The 16476-nt window shown below is 70.1% G+C and carries 14 protein-coding genes; 6 read left to right on the top strand and 8 right to left on the bottom strand.

Annotated elements, in window-relative coordinates; genetic code table 11:
* Positions 1-41 precede the first annotated feature (41 nt).
* Positions 42-1163, top strand: coding sequence for an LCP family protein (locus ACYVC6_RS22490; RefSeq protein WP_460716793.1), 1122 nt, complete (start codon positions 42-44; stop codon positions 1161-1163).
* A 16-nt stretch (positions 1164-1179) separates the two neighbouring features.
* Here ACYVC6_RS22490 and ACYVC6_RS22495 read toward each other — a convergent pair whose 3' ends face one another.
* The 8 genes from ACYVC6_RS22495 to ACYVC6_RS22530 all read right to left on the bottom strand — a co-directional run bounded on the left by ACYVC6_RS22495 (position 1180) and on the right by ACYVC6_RS22530 (position 11200).
* Complete coding sequence (locus ACYVC6_RS22495) at positions 1180-2136, bottom strand: aldose epimerase family protein (RefSeq protein WP_460716794.1); 957 nt, start codon at positions 2134-2136, stop codon at positions 1180-1182.
* Between the two features lie 13 nt (positions 2137-2149).
* A complete protein-coding gene (gene mmsB, locus ACYVC6_RS22500; RefSeq protein ID WP_460716795.1) occupies positions 2150-3463 on the bottom strand; it encodes a multiple monosaccharide ABC transporter permease in 1314 nt (437 codons plus the stop codon).
* A 3-nt stretch (positions 3464-3466) separates the two neighbouring features.
* A complete protein-coding gene (gene mmsA, locus ACYVC6_RS22505; RefSeq protein ID WP_460716796.1) occupies positions 3467-4996 on the bottom strand; it encodes a multiple monosaccharide ABC transporter ATP-binding protein in 1530 nt (509 codons plus the stop codon).
* Between the two features lie 70 nt (positions 4997-5066).
* Positions 5067-6152, bottom strand: a complete 1086-nt coding sequence (gene chvE, locus ACYVC6_RS22510; RefSeq protein ID WP_460716797.1) for a multiple monosaccharide ABC transporter substrate-binding protein — start codon at positions 6150-6152, stop codon at positions 5067-5069.
* Positions 6153-6223: 71 nt separating this feature from the next.
* A complete protein-coding gene (araA, locus tag ACYVC6_RS22515) occupies positions 6224-7720 on the bottom strand; it encodes an L-arabinose isomerase (protein WP_460716798.1) in 1497 nt (498 codons plus the stop codon).
* Positions 7717-8403 (bottom strand): L-ribulose-5-phosphate 4-epimerase, encoded by a 687-nt coding sequence (locus tag ACYVC6_RS22520; protein WP_460716799.1) that lies wholly within the window; start codon positions 8401-8403, stop codon positions 7717-7719. Before ACYVC6_RS22520 ends, araA begins: the two co-directional genes overlap by 4 nt.
* Positions 8400-10076, bottom strand: a complete 1677-nt coding sequence (araB, locus tag ACYVC6_RS22525; RefSeq protein WP_460716800.1) for a ribulokinase — start codon at positions 10074-10076, stop codon at positions 8400-8402. Before araB ends, ACYVC6_RS22520 begins: the two co-directional genes overlap by 4 nt.
* A gap of 92 nt (positions 10077-10168) precedes the next feature.
* Entirely contained in the window at positions 10169-11200 is a 1032-nt protein-coding gene (locus ACYVC6_RS22530; RefSeq protein ID WP_460716802.1) for a LacI family DNA-binding transcriptional regulator, read from the bottom strand.
* Between the two features lie 128 nt (positions 11201-11328).
* On the opposite strand from ACYVC6_RS22530, the gene ACYVC6_RS22535 reads away from it, so the two are divergent.
* From ACYVC6_RS22535 to ACYVC6_RS22555, 5 genes are all read left to right on the top strand, one after another.
* Complete coding sequence (locus ACYVC6_RS22535) at positions 11329-13671, top strand: helix-turn-helix transcriptional regulator (protein WP_460716803.1); 2343 nt, start codon at positions 11329-11331, stop codon at positions 13669-13671.
* A gap of 285 nt (positions 13672-13956) precedes the next feature.
* On the top strand, positions 13957-15648 hold the full coding sequence (locus ACYVC6_RS22540; protein WP_460716804.1) for a glycoside hydrolase family 13 protein: 1692 nt from the start codon (positions 13957-13959) through the stop codon (positions 15646-15648).
* Positions 15645-16046: a hypothetical protein gene (locus tag ACYVC6_RS22545; protein WP_460716805.1), complete on the top strand. Its 402-nt coding sequence runs from the start codon at positions 15645-15647 to the stop codon at positions 16044-16046. The genes ACYVC6_RS22540 and ACYVC6_RS22545 overlap by 4 nt, the downstream gene beginning before the upstream one ends.
* A complete protein-coding gene (locus ACYVC6_RS22550) occupies positions 16043-16306 on the top strand; it encodes a hypothetical protein (RefSeq protein ID WP_460716806.1) in 264 nt (87 codons plus the stop codon). The genes ACYVC6_RS22545 and ACYVC6_RS22550 overlap by 4 nt, the downstream gene beginning before the upstream one ends.
* Positions 16303-16443 (top strand): hypothetical protein, encoded by a 141-nt coding sequence (locus ACYVC6_RS22555; RefSeq protein WP_460716807.1) that lies wholly within the window; start codon positions 16303-16305, stop codon positions 16441-16443. The genes ACYVC6_RS22550 and ACYVC6_RS22555 overlap by 4 nt, the downstream gene beginning before the upstream one ends.
* Positions 16444-16476: the final 33 nt, after the last annotated feature.

Raw genomic sequence — 16476 nt, forward strand, 5'->3', positions numbered from 1 at the left:
GGGACGGGCAGGCGCTTCACCCTGTCTGCGACTCTTCACACATGACCGCGACGGCGCCGGCGCCGGACCCTCGCCGCACGGTGTTGCGCGTCATCGTCATCACCCTGGTAGCGCTGGCGCTGATCACGGCCGCGACCGTGATGGTGGCCTACCGGACCCTCGACCGCGGCATCAACGAGGGCGAGGACATCCAGCACCGGGTCAAACCGGTCGGCGGCGACGCACTCAACATCCTCGTGATGGGCTCGGACGCCCGCGAGGGCGACGGCAACGACATCGGGCGTCGCTCGGACACCACGATCCTCGTGCACGTGTCCGCCGACCGCAGCGAGGTCTACGGCGTGAGCCTGCCGCGCGACGCCCTGGTCACCCGTCCCGACTGCGAGGGCCCGGACGGCGAGATGGTCGAGGGCGGCGACCTGCAGATGTTCAACAGCGCCTTCAGCGTGGGCGGAGAGGTCTGCACGGTCGCCATGGTCGAGGAGCTGACCGGGATCTACATCGACCACTACATCTCCCTCGACTTCAACGGGTTCAAGGACATGGTCGACGCGGTCGACGGTGTCACGGTCTGCATCCCGGAGGCCGTCGACGACCCCGAGCACGACATCTACTTCGAGGCCGGCACCCAGGTCCTGCACGGGCAGCAGGCGCTCAACTACGTCCGCGAACGCTCGAAGCTCTCCGCCAACGCGGACATCGGCCGGATGAAGCGGCAGCAGGTCTTCATCGCCTCGATGATCAACAAGGTGATCTCGGCGAACACGCTCACGAAGCCCTACCGCGTCTACAACTTCGTCGAGGCCGCGACGACGTCGATCACGCCGGACCCCGAGCTCGCCTCGCTCGACAGGCTGGCGAAGCTGGCGCGGCAGTTCCGCGAGACCCGCCTCGAGGACATCGAGTTCATCACCGTGCCCTTCACTTCCTACGAACCCGACCCCAACCGGCTGATCTGGGCGCCCGAGGCCGAAGAGCTGTGGGAGCGGATGATCGCCGACAGACCTCTCGACAAGTCGCTCAGCGGGCAGATCGTCACCGCTAGCGACCCGGTGGGCGGCGAGTCACCTCCGCCCTCGGGTTCCCCGCCGTCCGGAACGCCGGCCGGAACACCGGGCGGCAACGCCGATGCGAGCGCGGCCGAGAACGGGCTGTGCGCCTAGGACTAGCTCGGTGCACCTACGGAGCGTCGAGCACCGTGAACCGGGCCTCGGACTCCCACAGGTACTCCTCGCCGGGAAGCAGGATGGTCGAGGGCCACTCCGGATGGTTGACGGAGTCGGGGAAGTGCTGGGGCTCGAGCGCCACACCACTCCCCTCCCGAGGGTGCGGGGACCCGCCCGCACCCATGCCCGTGCCGGTGTAGACCTGGAGACCCGGCTGGTTGCTGGCGAGCACCATGCGGAGGTCGCCGCTGGTGGACTCCAGCGTCGCCATCTCCCGCATGCCCTGTCCGGCTACGACGAAGGTGTGATCCAGCGGGGGCAGGTCGCCCAGCCGCCGTGGCGACCTCGCGTCGTAGGGCGTGCCCGTCACGTCCACCACCTCGCCGGTGGGCAGGCCGGTCGCATCCACGGGGAGGTAGGCGTCAGCCGGCAGGCGCAGGTGCTGCCCGTGCATCGAACCGGCGTACTTGAGGTCGTCGAGGTTGTAGTAGGCGTGGTTGGTGAGGTTGACCGGCGTCGGCGCGTCGGTGGTCGCGCGGTAGGTGGTCCTGAGCACGCCGGCGCTGACCTCGAAGCGCGCTCGCACGACGAGGGTGCCCGGGAAGCCCTGGTCGCCGTCGGGGCTGGTGAGGCCCAGCTCGACGTGGTCGGATCCGACCTCGAGGACGTCCCACAGCTGGCGGTCGAAGCCTGCCGGCCCCCCATGCAGCGTGTTGCCGCGGTCGTTGACCGGGAGCTGGTACTCGACGTCCCCGAGCCGGAACGAACCCCGGGCGATGCGGTTGGCGTATCGCCCCACGCTGACGCCGATGTAGTCCCGCGACTCGTGGCGCAGCTCCGGCGTGCGGAGACTGAGCACGACCTCCCGGGACGACCTGCCGTTTATGCACACCCGAAGCCGGTGCAGCGTCGCACCTTGGGTCAGGACGGCGGCCTGGAGGTCCGACGACCCGATGGTGAACGTCTGCACTAGTGGTCACCCACTAGGTCTTGCCCGCAGTCACGTCCGGCTCATCGGACAGGGCGGTGGTCCCGGCGGTGTCGAGAGCCTCTATCTCCTCGACGAGCTCGTCCGGGGGTGGTGCCGTGGCGGTCTCGGCCTCCGCGCCGGCGCCCCCCGTCCCGGTGGTCCGGCGCTTGTTCCACACGTCGAAGGCCACCGCGCCCAGCAGGACCAGTCCCTTGATCGCCTGCTGCCAGTCGATGGAGACGCCCATCAGCGACATGCCGTTGTTGAGGACACCCATGACCAGACCGCCGATGATCGCGCCGACCACGGTGCCGACACCGCCCGTCACCGCGGCACCACCGATGAACGACGCGGCGATGGCGTCCAGCTCGAAGTTCACACCCGCCTTCGGGTTGGCGGCCGTGAGGCGGGCCGTGGTGACCAGCCCGGCGAGGCCGGCGAGCAGGCCCATGTTGGTCATCACCAAGAAGTCGACGCGCTTGGTGTTGACCCCGGACATGGTCGCCGCGTCCACGTTGCCGCCGATGGCGTAGACGTGTCGTCCGAACACGGTGCGGCTCATCACGAAGCTGTAGAAGGCGATGAGCGCGAACAGGATGAGCCCGACGACGGGCAACCCTCGCGCGTCGGCCAGCAGGTAGGAGAACTGGAGGATGACCGCCGCGAGCACCGCCTGCTTGACCAGGAAGATGGGAAAGGGCAGGACCTCGAAGTTGTAGCGCTTGGACGCGGCGCGCTTGCGGAAGTCGAGCGCCACGAGCACCAGCACCGCCACCACGGCCAGCACCATGGTCAGGTTGTGGAGGTCGGTGTCGGGCCCGACCTCGGGCAGGAACCCGTTGCCGATCTTCTTGAAGCCGTCGGGCAGTCCGCCCACGGTCGCGCCCTCCAGGATGACCAGCGTCAGGCCCCGGAACAGCAGCATGCTGGCCAGCGTCACGATGAACGCCGGGATGCCGACGTAGGCGACCCAGAACCCGTGCCAGGCACCGATGAGCGCACCCAGCGCGAGGCACAGGAGCACCGCGAGCATCCAGGGCACGTCGTACTTCGTCATCATGATCGCGCCCGCGGCGCCGACGAAGGCGGCGACCGACCCGACCGAGAGGTCGATGTGGCGCGCCACGATCACGATCACCATGCCGATGGCCAGGATCAGGATCTGGGCGTTCTGGACGACCAGGTTGGAGACGTTGATCGGCTTGAGCAGCACGCCCTCGGTCGTGAGCTGGAACAGCAGCACGATCGCGGCAAGGGCGATGATCATGCCGTACTGGCGGACGTTGCCGCGCAGCGTGCTCGTCAGGGTCTTGGTGAAGGTGTTCATGCCTTATCTCGCATCCGCAGTCATGTGGCGCATCAGGGACTCCTGGTCGGCGGTGTCCGCGACGAACTCGTGGGTGATCACACCCTCGGCAAGGGTGTAGATCCGGTCGCACAGCCCCAGCAGCTCGGGGAGCTCGGAGGAGATCACGAGGACGCCGCGCCCCTCCCGAGCGAGGGCCTGGATGATGCCGTAGATCTCGTACTTGGCGCCCACGTCGATGCCCCGGGTTGGCTCGTCGAGGATGAGCAGCTTGGGGTCGGTGTACATCCACTTGCTCAGGACGACCTTCTGCTGGTTGCCGCCCGACAGCTTGGCCACCCCGGCGGTGACGGTGGGGGTCTTGATGTTGAGGTTCTTGCGGTAGCTCTCGGCGACGACGACCTCGGCGCGCTCGTCGACGGTCCAACCGCGCTTCAGCTTGTGCAGCGCCGCGGAGACCACCGAGGTCTTGACGTCGTCCAGCAGGTTGAGACCCAGGCCCTTGCGGTCCTCGCTCACGTAGGCGATGCCGGCCCGGATGGCGGACTGGACCCCTCGGAAGGTGACCTCCTTGCCCTCCAGGAGCAGCTGTCCCTCGTGGCGGCTGCCGTAGGACCGGCCGAAGATGCTCCGGGCGAGCTCGGTGCGCCCGGCGCCCATCAACCCGGCGATGCCGACGATCTCGCCGTGCCGCACGGTGAGGTTGGCGTCGCGGATGACTTGCCGGTGGTGGTCCTGGGGGTGCATGACCGTCCAGTGGCGCAGCTCGAACAGCACGCCGCCGATCTCGGGCGTGTGGTCGGGGAACCGGTGCTCGAGGTCGCGGCCGACCATGCCCCGGATGATGCGGTCCTCGTCGACGTCCCCGGCCCGCACGTCGAGGGTCTCGATCGTGCGACCGTCGCGCAGGATGGTGATGGCGTCCGCCACGCGCTCGATCTCGTTGAGCTTGTGGCTGATCATGATCGAGGTGATGCCCCGCGCCTGGAGTCCCTTGAGCAGGTCGAGCAGGTGGGTCGAGTCGTCGTCGTTGAGCGAGGCGGTCGGCTCGTCGAGGATGAGCAGCTTGACCTCCTTGCTCAGGGCCTTGGCGATCTCGACGAGCTGCTGCTTCCCGATCCCGAGGTGCTTGACGGGGGTCAACGGGTTCTCGCGCAGCCCCACCCGCGCCATCAGGTCGATCGCCTGGTGGTTGGCCGCGTCCCAGTCGATGACCCCGCGGGTGGCGGTCTCGTTGCCCAGGAAGATGTTCTCGGCGATCGAGAGCTCGGGGATGAGCGCGAGCTCCTGGTGGATGATGACGATCCCGGCGGCCTCGCTGTGGCGGATGTCCTTGAACTGCACCGGCTGGTTCTCGAAGAGGATCTCGCCCTCGTAGGAGCCGTGCGGGTAGACGCCGCTCAGGACCTTCATGAGCGTGGACTTCCCCGCGCCGTTCTCACCGCAGATCGCGTGGATCGCGCCTCGCTCTACGGAGAGCGTCACGTCGGAGAGCGCGCGCACGCCCGGGAACTCCTTGGTGATGCCCCGCATCTCCAGGATTGCTTTCGACATCTGTGCACTGTCCTCTCTGGTGCCAGATCGGGCAGGCCCGGTGGGGGGAGTCCGGGCCTGCCCGACTGGCCTACTTGAGGTCGTCCTCGGTGTAGTAGCCGGAGTCCACGAGCACACTCTGGACGTCGGCCGCCTCGACCGGGACCGGCTCGAGCAGGTAGGACGGGACGACCTTGACACCGTTGTCGTAGGTCTCGGTGTCGTTGACCTCGGGCTCGTCGCCGGCGGCGACGGCCTTGATCATGTCCACCGTGACGCGGGCCAGCTCGCGGGTGTCCTTGAAGATGGTCGAGTACTGCTCACCGGCGAGGATCGACTTCACCGACTGCACCTCGGCGTCCTGTCCGGTGACGACCGGCAGCTCCTTGCCGCCGCCGCCGTAGCCGTTGCCCTGGAGTGCGGCGATGATGCCGAGCGACAGGCCGTCGTAGGGCGAGAGCACGCCCTCGACCGTCTCGCTGGCGTAGGTGCCGGTCAGGATGTCCTCCATCCGCTTCTGGGCCGTAGCGGGGTCCCAACGCAGGATGGCGGCCTGGTCGAAGTCGGTCTGGCCCGAGGGGATCACCATCTCACCGGAGTCGATCATCGGCTGCAGGACGGACATGGCGCCCTCCCAGAAGAACGTCGCGTTGTTGTCGTCGGGCGAACCCGCGAACAGCTCGACGTTGTAGGGGCCCTCGCCGCGCTCGCCGAGGCCCTTGACGAGCGACTCGGCCTGCTGGACCCCGACCTGGAAGTTGTCGAAGGTCGTGTAGTAGTCGACCGCGTCCGAGTCCCGGATCAGCCGGTCGTAGGCGATGATCTCGACGCCGGAGTCCTCCGCGGTCTGCAGGACCTCACCGAGGGCGGTGCCGTCGATGGCAGCGATCACGAGCATGTCGACGCCCTTGGTCACCATGTTCTCGACCTGCGAGACCTGGGTCGGGATGTCGTCCTCGGCATACTGGAGGTCGACCTCGTAGCCCTCGGCCTCGAGCTGGTCCTTGATGTTGTTGCCGTCCGCGATCCAGCGCTCGGACGACTTCGTCGGCATCGCGACCCCGATGGTCCCCTTGCCGTCCTCGCCGCCGCCTCCGGCGCTGTCGTCGTCGCCTCCGCAGGCCGCCAAGCTCAGCGCAAGGCTGCCTGCCGCGATCGTGGTGAGTAGCTTGCGCACTGACCTTCTCCTCTGGTGTGCAGTCCGGGTCGGGTAGGTCCCGCACCCGGGTCGGGTGTCGCCGGTGCTCATCAGAAGCCCTGCGCCAACCGGTGGTACGCCGCGTTCCACTTCAGCTCGCGAGCCAGCGCCCGCGTCGTGGTGTCGGCGTCGATGAGCACCAGCTCGGTGCTCGTCATCTCCGCCAGATCGTCGAGGTGCTCGGCTGAGAGCGCGGAGGACAGCACCGTGTGGTGCGGTCCGCCGGCCATCAGCCAGGCTTCCGTGGACGTCCGGAGGTCTGGGTCCGGCCGCCAGACTGCGCGGGCGACCGGAAGGTTGGGCAACGGCGCGTCCGGGGGGACGACCGTCACCGTGTTCGCGACGAACCTGAAGCGCTCGCCGAGGTCGGCCAGCCCGAGGACGACGGCCGGTCCGGGGGCGGCGTCGAAGACGAGCCGCACGGGGTCCTGCCGACCACCGATGCCGAGCGGGTGGATCTCCAGCGAGGGCTTGCCGGCCGCGATCGACGGGCAGACCTCGAGCATGTGGGCGCCGAGGATCTTCTCCTCGCCCGGAACCAGGTGGTAGGTGTAGTCCTCCATGAACGAGGTGCCGCCGGCCAGTCCGCCGGCGGCGACCTTGAGGGTGCGCAGCATGACCGCGGTCTTCCAGTCGCCCTCTCCCCCGAAGCCGTAACCGTCGGCCATCAGGCGTTGCACCGCGAGCCCGGGGAGCTGGCGCAGACCGCCGAGATCCTCGAAGTTCGTGGTGAACGCCGAGAAGCCGCCGTCCTCGAGGAAGCCACGCAGGCCGGCCTCGATCCGGGCGCCGTAGCGGAGCGAGTCGTGCCGGTCGCCATGGGGCAGCAGCTCCGGCTGGACGTCGTAGAGGTCGGCGTACTCCTCGGTCAGGGCGTCGACGACCGAGTCCTCGACGGCGTCGACGCGGGCCACCAGGTCGTTGACGCCCCAGGTGTTGACCGAGACCCCGAACCGGCGTTCGGCCTCGACCTTGTCACCGTCGGTGACGGCGACGTTGCGCATGTTGTCCCCGAACCGGGCGACCTTCATGGTTGCGAGCGCCGCACGACCGAGGGCCGCCCGGGCCCACACACCGACCCGCCGGGCCACCTCGGGGTCGGACACGTGACCGGCCACGGTCTTGCGGCTGACGCCCATCCGGGTCTGCACCGAGGCGAACTCGCGGTCGCCGTGGGCGGCCTGGTTGAGGTTCATGAAGTCCATGTCGATCTCGGCCCACGGCAGGGCCTCGTTCGCCTGGGTGTGCAGGTGGAGCAGTGGCTTGCGCAGCAGGTCGAGCCCGGTGATCCACATCTTGGCGGGGCTGAACGTGTGCATCCAGGCGATCACGCCGAGGCACCGGTCGTCGCCGTTGGCGTCGAGCAGCGCCCGCCGGATCGAGTCGGTGTCGGTCAGGACGGACTTGAGCACGATGCGCACCGGGACCTCCGTTGAGGTGTCCAGGGCGTCCGCGATGACCGAGGAGTGCGCCGCGACCTGGTCGAGGACCTCGGGGCCGTAGAGGTGCTGGCTGCCGGTGAAGAACCAAATCTCCTGGGTGCTCATACTCCCCCTCCGGGATGCCGGACCTCGGTCTGGCCGTAGACGTTCTGGTATCGGTCGAACAGGGCGCTGACGTGCTCGTCGGCGATCGGCAGCGGCTCGCCGAGCTGCCGGCTGATGTGCACCGTCCGGGCGACGTCCTCGAGGAGCACGGCCGCTTTGACCGCCGCGCGCGCGTCGCGTCCGATGGTGAACGGACCGTGGTTCTGCATCAGCACCGCGCAGGACCTGCTGTGCTGGAGCGTGTCGACGATGCCTCGGCCGATCGAGTCGTCGCCGATGATCGCGAAGGGCCCGACGGGCACCTCACCCCCGAACTCGTCCGCGACCATCGTCAGGACGCACGGGATGGCCTCGCCCCGCGCCGCCCAGGCGGTGGCGTAGGTGGAGTGGGTGTGCACGACGCCGCCGACGTCGGGCAGGTGCCGGTAGACGTAGGCGTGGGCCGCGGTGTCCGAGCTGGGCGACATGTCGCCCTCGACCAGGTTGCCGTCCAGGTCGCAGACGACCATCGACGACGCCGACAGCTCGTCGTAGGACACCCCGCTCGGCTTGATGACCATGAGGTCCTCGCCCGGGACCCGGGCCGACACGTTGCCGGCGGTCCACACGACCAGCCCGTTGCGGGTGAGCTCGCCGTGCAGCCGGGCCACCTCGTGGCGCAGCTCGTCCACGACCGTCGTCATCGGTCCTCCTGCTGCTCGAAGGCGGCGCGCCGCAGCCGCCTCAGGCGCCTCATCACGTCGTTGGCGCCCCGGCCGAAGTGGTCGTGCAGGGTCTTGTACTCCGCGTAGAGGACGTCATAGGCCGCGACGTTGGCCGGGATCGGGGTGAACACCGCGGGCTCGGACCGCCCCATCGCCTCGGCGGCGGTGCCGATGTCGGGGTAGAGACCGGCCGCGACCGCGGCATGGATGGCCGAGCCCAGGGCCGGACCCTGGTCGGAGACGATCGTCGAGAGCGGCAGGCCCAGCACGTCGGCGTAGATCTGCATCAGCAGCGGGTTCTTCTTCAGGCCCCCTGCCACCACGAACTCGGTCACGGGCACCCCGGCGTCGTTGAACGCCTCGACGATCACCCGGGCGCCGTACGCCGTCGCCTCGAGCAGGGCGCGGTAGACATCCTCGGGCCGGGTGGCCAGGGTCTGGCCGAGCACGAGCCCGCTGAGCTCGTGGTCCACGAGCACCGAGCGGTTGCCGCTGTGCCAGTCGAGGGCCAGCAGACCGTGCTGGCCCACCGCCTGCGCCTGTGCCTTCTCGGTCAGGAGGCCGTGGAGGTCGAGTCCGCGCTCGGCCGCCTCCTCGGCGTAGGACGCCGGGACCGAGGTCGTCACGAACCAGTTGAAGATGTCGCCGACACCGGACTGGCCGGCCTCGTAGCCCCACAAGCCGGGGGTGATGCCGCCGTCGACGACCCCGCACATGCCGGGGACCTCGTGCAGCGACTCGCCGTTCATGATGTGGCACGTCGACGTCCCCATGATCGCGACCATCTGGCCGGGCCGGATCGCCTGCGCCGCGGGAGCCGTCACGTGGGCGTCGACGTTGCCCACCGCCACGGCGATGCCCTCGGGGAGTCCGGTCCAGGCGGCTGCCTGTGCGGTGAGCCCACCGGCGACCTCACCGAGCTGACCCACCTGGTGGGCGAGCTTGTCACTGACGAAGCCCGCGAAGCCGGGGTTGAGCTCGGCGAGGAAGCCCGGCGTCGGGTAGGCGCCGTCCTGGAGAATCCCCTTGTAGCCGGCCGAGCACGCATTGCGGATGTAGCGGCCGCACAGCTGCCAGACGATCCAGTCCGCGGCCTCGACGAAGCGGGCCATGGCGGCGTAGACCTCCGGCGCCTCCTCGAGGACCTGGAGGCCTTTGGCGAACTCCCACTCCGAGGAGATGAGTCCGCCGTAGCGCGGCAGCCAACCCTCCCCGCGCTTGCCGGCCAGCGCGGTGATCCGGTCGGCCTGCGGTTGCGCGGCGTGGTGCTTCCAGAGCTTGACGTAGGCGTGGGGCTCGTCGGCCCACTCCGGCAGCTCGGACAGCGGCGTCCCGTCGGCCAGCGTGGGCACCATCGTGCAGGCGGTGAAATCGGTGCCGATGCCCACCACGTCGGCGGGATCGACCCCGGAGAGCTCGAGAGCCTTCGGCACCGCGTGCCGAAGCACGTCCCGGTAGTCGTCGGGGACCTGGAGCGCCCAGTCCGGCCCGAGCCGGCGTCCGCTCGGCAGTGCCTGGTCGAGCACCGCGTGGGGGTAGTCGTGGGTCGCTGCGCCCAGCTCCTCACCGTCGGAGACGCGCACGACGACGGCCCGGCCGGAGAGGGTCCCGAAGTCGATCCCGACCACGCAGGGTTCCCCGGCGACAGGCATGTTAACGCTCACATGCGGGAGTGTGAGCGCTAACACAGGGTGCCGTCAAGAGGCGCGCCCGATTTCCTGGGAGTTAACTTCGCGACACAGGTCTACTGCCCGCGGCGCGGTGGGGCCGTCGACTCCCGGACCACCAGCTCCGGGGCCACGAGCTCGGCGACGGCCTCCTCCTCACCGTCGAGCACACGCTCGACCAGGGCCAGTGCCCGGCGGCCGAGCTCGGCGAAGTCCTGTCTGACGGTGGTCAGCGGAGGAGCGAAGTAGGCAGCCTCCGGCAGGTCGTCGAAACCGACGACGCTGACATCCCCGGGGACTCGGCGGCCGCCGGCCCGGAGCGCGGCGACGAGACCCAGCGCCATCTGGTCGTTGGCCACGAAGACCGCGGTCACATCCGGGTCCCGAGCCAGTGAGACCCCGGCCTCGAACCCACTGCGGGCGCTCCAGTCACCAACCCAGCTGAGTGGGGGCACGGGCCGTTGACGAGCGATGAGCTCCCGGCGCCAGCCGTCGATGCGCGCGACGGCCTCGTTCCATCCCTGTGGTCCGGCGACGTGGACGACGGTGGGATGCCCGAGGTCGAGCAGGTGACCGGTGGCCAGCTGGGCGCCGCGCACGTTGTCGACGCCGGCCGTCAGCGGCATCCGCGTGAGCTCGCCCTCGACCACCACTGCGGGCACGCCCAGCTCGGCGTCGACGGCGTCACGCACCACGGTCTCCTGGGGCACGACGAACACGATCGCCTCGACGCTGAGCTCCATCAGGGACTCGACGGCTGCCCGCACCCCGGCGCGCGAGAGCTCCTCAACGGTCTGCGACGCCAGCCGGTAGCCGGTGAGCCGAGCCGCGGACTCCAGGCCGAGCATGATGCTCTGGGGGCCGAACTGGTTGGTGCCGTAGGTGACGACGCCGATCATCCTCGACCTCGAGGAGGCGAGCAGCCGCGCGGAGAGGTTGCGCCGGTAGCCCAGCTCCCGGATGGCCTGCTGGACGCGCTCCGCGGTCGCCGGCCGCACGCCGGGCAGGCCGTTGAGGACCCGGGAGACGGTCTGGTGGGAGACGCCGGCTACCTGTGCCACGTCGGCCATCGTCGGCGGGCGGCGCATCGCCTCGCCGACTCCTGCCATGGGGTGGATTCTGCCCGACGGACGTACACTGAGGGCCCCGCAAGGGGGTGCGAGTCGGTACGTCCGGACGGAGAGCGCCCAGCGGACCGATGGCTGTTCGGGGGAAGACAGCAGGGGCGGTGCGGGAGATGGCAGCCACGAAACCGGCGGGATCGGCTCGAGGCAGCCTGCCCGCCGAGCTGACCAGCTTCGTGGGACGACGCCGCGAGCTGAGCGAGACCCGGCGACTCCTGGCCGGCAGCCGGATGCTCACCTTGACCGGAGTCGGCGGCGTGGGCAAGACCCGGTTGGCGCTGCGCATGGCCACCGAGGTCCGGCGTACCTTCCCGCACGGCGTCTGGTTCGTCGAGCTCGCCGCCCTCCACGACCCCGAGCTGCTGCCCCACACGGTGGCCAACACCCTCGAGCTGCGCCAGGCGTCCACGGACCCGGCCGCCGACCTCGCGGCCTACCTCGAGCACAAGAGGCTCCTGGTGGTCCTCGACAACTGCGAGCACCTCACCGACGCCTGCGCCGTGCTGGCCAGCAAGCTTCTCGCCGCGGCGCCCGGCCTGCGGATCCTGGCCACCAGCCGCCACGTGCTCGGCGTCGAGGGTGAGCAGATCCTGGTCGTCCCACCCCTCTCGACGCCGGACGCGGAGGTCAGGGCCGGCGATGCCGCGCACTACGAGTCGGTGACGCTGTTCCTCGACCGGGCCGCGGCGGTGGCGCCCGACTTCGAGCTCGCGGACGGCAACCGCGACGCCGTGGTGGAGATCTGCCGGCGGCTGGACGGGATCCCGTTAGCGATCGAGCTCGCCGCGGTCTGGCTGCGCACGCTCTCACCGGTGCAGATCCTCGACCGGCTCGAGGACCGCTTCCGGCTGCTCACGACCGGGAGACGCGCGGGGCCGGCCAGGCAACAGGCCCTGGACGCGACCGTCGGCTGGAGCTATGAGCTCTGCTCCCCCGCGGAGCAGGTGCTGTGGGCCCGGCTCTCGGTCTTCGCCGGCGGCTTCGACCTCGAGGCGGCGGAGAGCGTCTGCAGCGACGACGAGATCCCGCCCGACGAGGTCCTCAACCTGGTGGCGAGCCTGGTCAACAAGTCGATCGTGGTCCGCATCCAGGCCACGGAACACACGACGGCCTGGTACCACATGCTCGAGACCGTCCGGCAGTACGGCGCGGCCCGGCTCGAAGCGGACGAGCTGAGGAACCTGCGGGTCCGCCACCGGGACCACTACCGGTCCCTGGCGCGGCAGTACGACGACGAGAGCTTCGGTCCCCACCAGGCCGACTGGTTCCTCCGGCTCCGCCGGGAGCAGGGCAACGTGCGGGCCGCCCTGGAGTTCTGCCTCGCCGACCGGTCGGAGGCGGCGGCGGCGTTCGACATCGCCGCGCCCATCTGGAACTTCTGGTTCGCGGGGTTCCTGAGGGAGGGCTACCGCTACCTCCTGCAGGCGCTGGACCTCGCGCCGGAGCCCACCAGGAGCAGGGCCTACGCGTTGTGGGCCGCCAGCTACCTGGCGATGTTCGCCACGGAGTTCGACCGCAACGCTGCGTTGCTGGCGGAGTGCTCCGAGATCGCCGCGGGGCTGGACGACGACCGGCTGGACGCGCGCATCAAGGAGTGTCGTGGGCACGCCGCGCTCTACCAGGGAGACCTGCCGGCCGCGATAGGGCTGCTGGAGGAGGCCCGCCAGGAGTTCGAGCGCGTTGGCGACCCCCTCGGCGAGTTCGACACGCTGATCCTGCTGACCGCCGCCACGTTCTTCCTCGACGACCCCCGTGCTGACGAGTTCGCCCGGCAGGCGCTGGCCCTCGCGGAGAGGCACCAGGCCATGTCTTCCAAGGCCTACGGGCTGTGGAGCGTCGGCATCACCCAGTGGCGGGCCGGTGCCCACGCCGAGGCGACGCGGAGCCTGAGGGAGTGCGTGCGGCTGTTCCTGTCGATGCACGACCTGACCGGCATCAGCTTCGGCGTCCAGGCGCTGTCCTGGAGCGCCGCCTTCACCGCTCCCGACGAGCGGGCGGGCCGCCTCCTCGGCGCCGCGCAGGCGGTGTGGAGGACGAGCGGGGCCAAGGTCGACGAGACCAACGCCTACAGCGGCTTCGACCAGCGGTCGGCCGACCAGGTGCGCGCGGCGCTGGGCTCCGCGGCGTACGACGCGGCGTTCGCCGAGGGCGCGGAGTACTCCTTCGAGCAGGCGGTGTCCCTCGCCCTCGGCGAGGACGCCGCGACTGAGGGACCCAGCGTGGACACGTCGAGGTCGACCCGGCGAGGAACGGCGCCCAGGCCAGGTGGGCTGACCGCGCGTGAGTCGGAGATCGCGGGGCTCCTCGCCGAGGGGTTGACCAACAAGGAGATCGCGGCGCGGCTCGTCATCTCCCAGCGCACCGTCGAGTCCCACGTCGACCACGTCTTCGCCAAGCTCGGCATGACCTCCCGCGCCCAGGTCGCCGGCTGGGTCGCCGACCAGCAGCCTCGCTGAACGCAGCGCCGCCTAGGACGGTGCTGAACAATGCGAGCGTCGCGAGCGTCGCGATGGGCGTGCGATGGCAAGGCGTCGGAGCGAAGCCAGGCTGGACGCCTGTCGAGCGACGACAACGCAGCCAGCGTGCGTCCAGCGCGGCGCGCAGCAGGACGGATTGCTCAGCACCGTCCTAGACAGGCGCGGACATCTACGTAGTCATCTCCGTAACTGTCCCGATGCCCGGGGACCACCGTGCGTGTGAGCGTTCACACACGCCGTTCTTCCACCACCCCGAGGCCCCCGATGTCCACCTTGACCGCCGAAGCCGCTGCCTCCCCGCCCCGTACGCGGTCGCGCGACTCGCTCGGGTGGTGGCGGAACGGCGTCATCTACCAGGTCTATGTCCGCAGCTTCCAGGACTCCGACGGCGACGGGATCGGCGACCTCGGCGGCGTCCGCGCCCGGCTGCCCTACCTGCGCAGCCTCGGGGTCGACGGGATCTGGCTCAACCCGTTCTACGCCTCCCCCCAGCACGACCACGGCTACGACGTCTCGGACCACCTGAACGTGCACCACGAATACGGCGACCTGGCCGCCTTCGACCGGCTGGTCAGGGATGCCCATCGGCTGGACCTCAAGGTCATGGTCGACGTCGTCCCCAACCACGGCTCGATCGAGCACCCGTGGTTCATCGCCGCCGTGGCCGCCGGCCCGGGCAGTCCCCAGCGGCAGCGCTTCCACTTCGCCGACGGCCGCGGACTGAACGGCGAGCTGCCGCCGAACAACTGGCGCTCGGTCTTCGGCGGTCCGGCCTGGCAGCGGGTCAGCGAGCCCGACGGCACGCCCGGGCAGTGGTACCTCCACACCTTCGCCCCCGAGCAGGCCGACTTCAACTGGCGGCACCCGGACGTGGTCGAGCACTTCGACGAGGTCCTCAGGTTCTGGCTCGACCGCGGCGTGGACGGCCTGCGCGTCGACGTGGCACACGGCCTGCACAAGCTGGACGGGCTTCCGGACCACGAGCTCGCCATCGAGGACGAGCTCACCGGCGATCCGGTCAACCCGCACGCCTGGAACCAGCCTGAGGTCCACGAGGTGTGGCGACGGTGGCGCGCGATCGCCGAGGACTACACCGGCCGGACCGGGCAGGAGCGGGTGCTGGTCGGCGAGGTCGGCGTGCTCGACGCGGGCGAGCTGGCCGCCTACCAGCGCCCCGACGAGCTGCACCAGAGCTTCTTCTTCGAGTTCCTGCGCGCACCCTGGGAGGCCGACTCGCTCTCCCAGGTGATCGATCGCGGCCTCGACACGGTCGCCGCCTTCGACTCCCCCGTGGCGTGGGTGCTGAACAACCACGACATGCCCCGCGCGGTGACCCGCTACGGCGGAGGAGCCCCCGGCATCGCCACCGGGGACATCGACCTCGGTCTCACCCGCGCGCGCGCGGCCGCGATGCTGATGTTCGCGCTGCCGGGGTCGGTGTACGTCTTCCAGGGCGAGGAGCTGGGGCTGCCCGAGGTCACCGACCTGCCCGAGCACGTCCTCACGGACCCGATGTTCCACCGCACCGGCGGCGCCCGGCGCGGCCGCGACGGCTGCCGGGTCCCGCTGCCCTGGGCGGCGGCCCCGGACGCCTTCGGCTTCTCCCCCGCCGGCAGCCACACCCCGACGTGGCTGCCGCAACCCGAGTGGTTCGGCCACCACGCCGTCGACCGGCAGCGCGAGTCCGGCGAGTCCATGCTCCAGCTCTACCGCGACGCGATCGCCCTTCGCCGCCGCGTCCCGGCCCTGTCCGGAGGCGAGTTCCGCTGGTTGCCGACCGATCCCGAAGTGCTCGCCTTCTCGCGCGGCGACGGCTTCGCCTGCATCGTCAACTGCTCCCCTCGACCGGTCTGCGCACCCCCCGGGTCACAGCTCCTGCTCGGCAGCGACTCCGAGGTAGGCGAGAAGCTGCCGCCGGACAGCGCCGGGTGGTTCCTGTTGGAGGTCGGCCGATGAACCACGCCCGGCCCGTGCTGCTCGGCTACATCCGCGCGGACGTGCTGGGCAACGGCACCGGGGTCCCCCAGGCCCAGGCCCAGCTCGAGGCCTTCGCCGAGCGCGAGGACTTCAGCCTCGGGACCGTCTACGTCAAGCGGGGCGACGCACCTGGGGCCTTCGACGCCTTGCTGGCCGAGGTGACCCGCGACGAGACCGCCTTCGGGCTCGTCGTTCCCGACCTTCGGCACCTGACCGTCGTCGAGCAGCTGATCCTCTCCCGGCACGAGGAGGGCGCCTCGATGGCCGTCCTCGCGGCCAGTCTCACCCCCCGCGCCGGCGGGCCTGGCGTGGGGTCCCCCACTCGCGCCAGGTCCGCCTTTCCACCGTTCCGCGATCCGCGGAGGACGGACCGATGACGCAGACCTTGGACCGGGTCCATCCGTTCAACGAGAAGTACCTGCGCGACATGTTCGGCTCTCCGCTGCGCGACGGTTCGTGCGTCCTCGACGCCGACCACGAGGTCGGCTACGTCCGGCTCGAGTTCGGCACCCGGCGGGGCCCCGACTCGGCGTACTGGGACGGGTGGTTCAGCGTGACCCGGGGCCGGGAGGACCACCCCCTCAGCGGCAAGCTCGCCAACGGACGACTGGTGCAGCTGATCGGGAGGGCGACATGACGTGGCACACCCTCGTGGTCGACCCCGAGGATCTCGCGGGGCTCGTGGAGACGGTCCGCACAGGCGGCGGGACCATCACGAGCTGCCGGCCACAGCCCGGCGGCATCTGTGTGACCTGGACGATGCCCTCGACGTGATCAGCACGGTCCGTCGTGACGCACGTGGACCGG

This window comes from Nocardioides dilutus (genome assembly GCF_054779555.1).

Coding starts and splice junctions, on each gene's coding strand:
- ACYVC6_RS22490 (WP_460716793.1), top strand. CDS start 42: ATGACCGCGACGGCGCCGGCGCCGGACCCTCGCCGCACGGTGTTGCGC.
- mmsB (WP_460716795.1), bottom strand. CDS start 3,463: ATGAACACCTTCACCAAGACCCTGACGAGCACGCTGCGCGGCAACGTC.
- mmsA (WP_460716796.1), bottom strand. CDS start 4,996: ATGTCGAAAGCAATCCTGGAGATGCGGGGCATCACCAAGGAGTTCCCG.
- araA (WP_460716798.1), bottom strand. CDS start 7,720: ATGAGCACCCAGGAGATTTGGTTCTTCACCGGCAGCCAGCACCTCTAC.
- ACYVC6_RS22520 (WP_460716799.1), bottom strand. CDS start 8,403: ATGACGACGGTCGTGGACGAGCTGCGCCACGAGGTGGCCCGGCTGCAC.
- araB (WP_460716800.1), bottom strand. CDS start 10,076: ATGCCTGTCGCCGGGGAACCCTGCGTGGTCGGGATCGACTTCGGGACC.
- ACYVC6_RS22530 (WP_460716802.1), bottom strand. CDS start 11,200: ATGGCAGGAGTCGGCGAGGCGATGCGCCGCCCGCCGACGATGGCCGAC.
- ACYVC6_RS22535 (WP_460716803.1), top strand. CDS start 11,329: ATGGCAGCCACGAAACCGGCGGGATCGGCTCGAGGCAGCCTGCCCGCC.
- ACYVC6_RS22540 (WP_460716804.1), top strand. CDS start 13,957: ATGTCCACCTTGACCGCCGAAGCCGCTGCCTCCCCGCCCCGTACGCGG.
- ACYVC6_RS22545 (WP_460716805.1), top strand. CDS start 15,645: ATGAACCACGCCCGGCCCGTGCTGCTCGGCTACATCCGCGCGGACGTG.
- ACYVC6_RS22550 (WP_460716806.1), top strand. CDS start 16,043: ATGACGCAGACCTTGGACCGGGTCCATCCGTTCAACGAGAAGTACCTG.
- ACYVC6_RS22555 (WP_460716807.1), top strand. CDS start 16,303: ATGACGTGGCACACCCTCGTGGTCGACCCCGAGGATCTCGCGGGGCTC.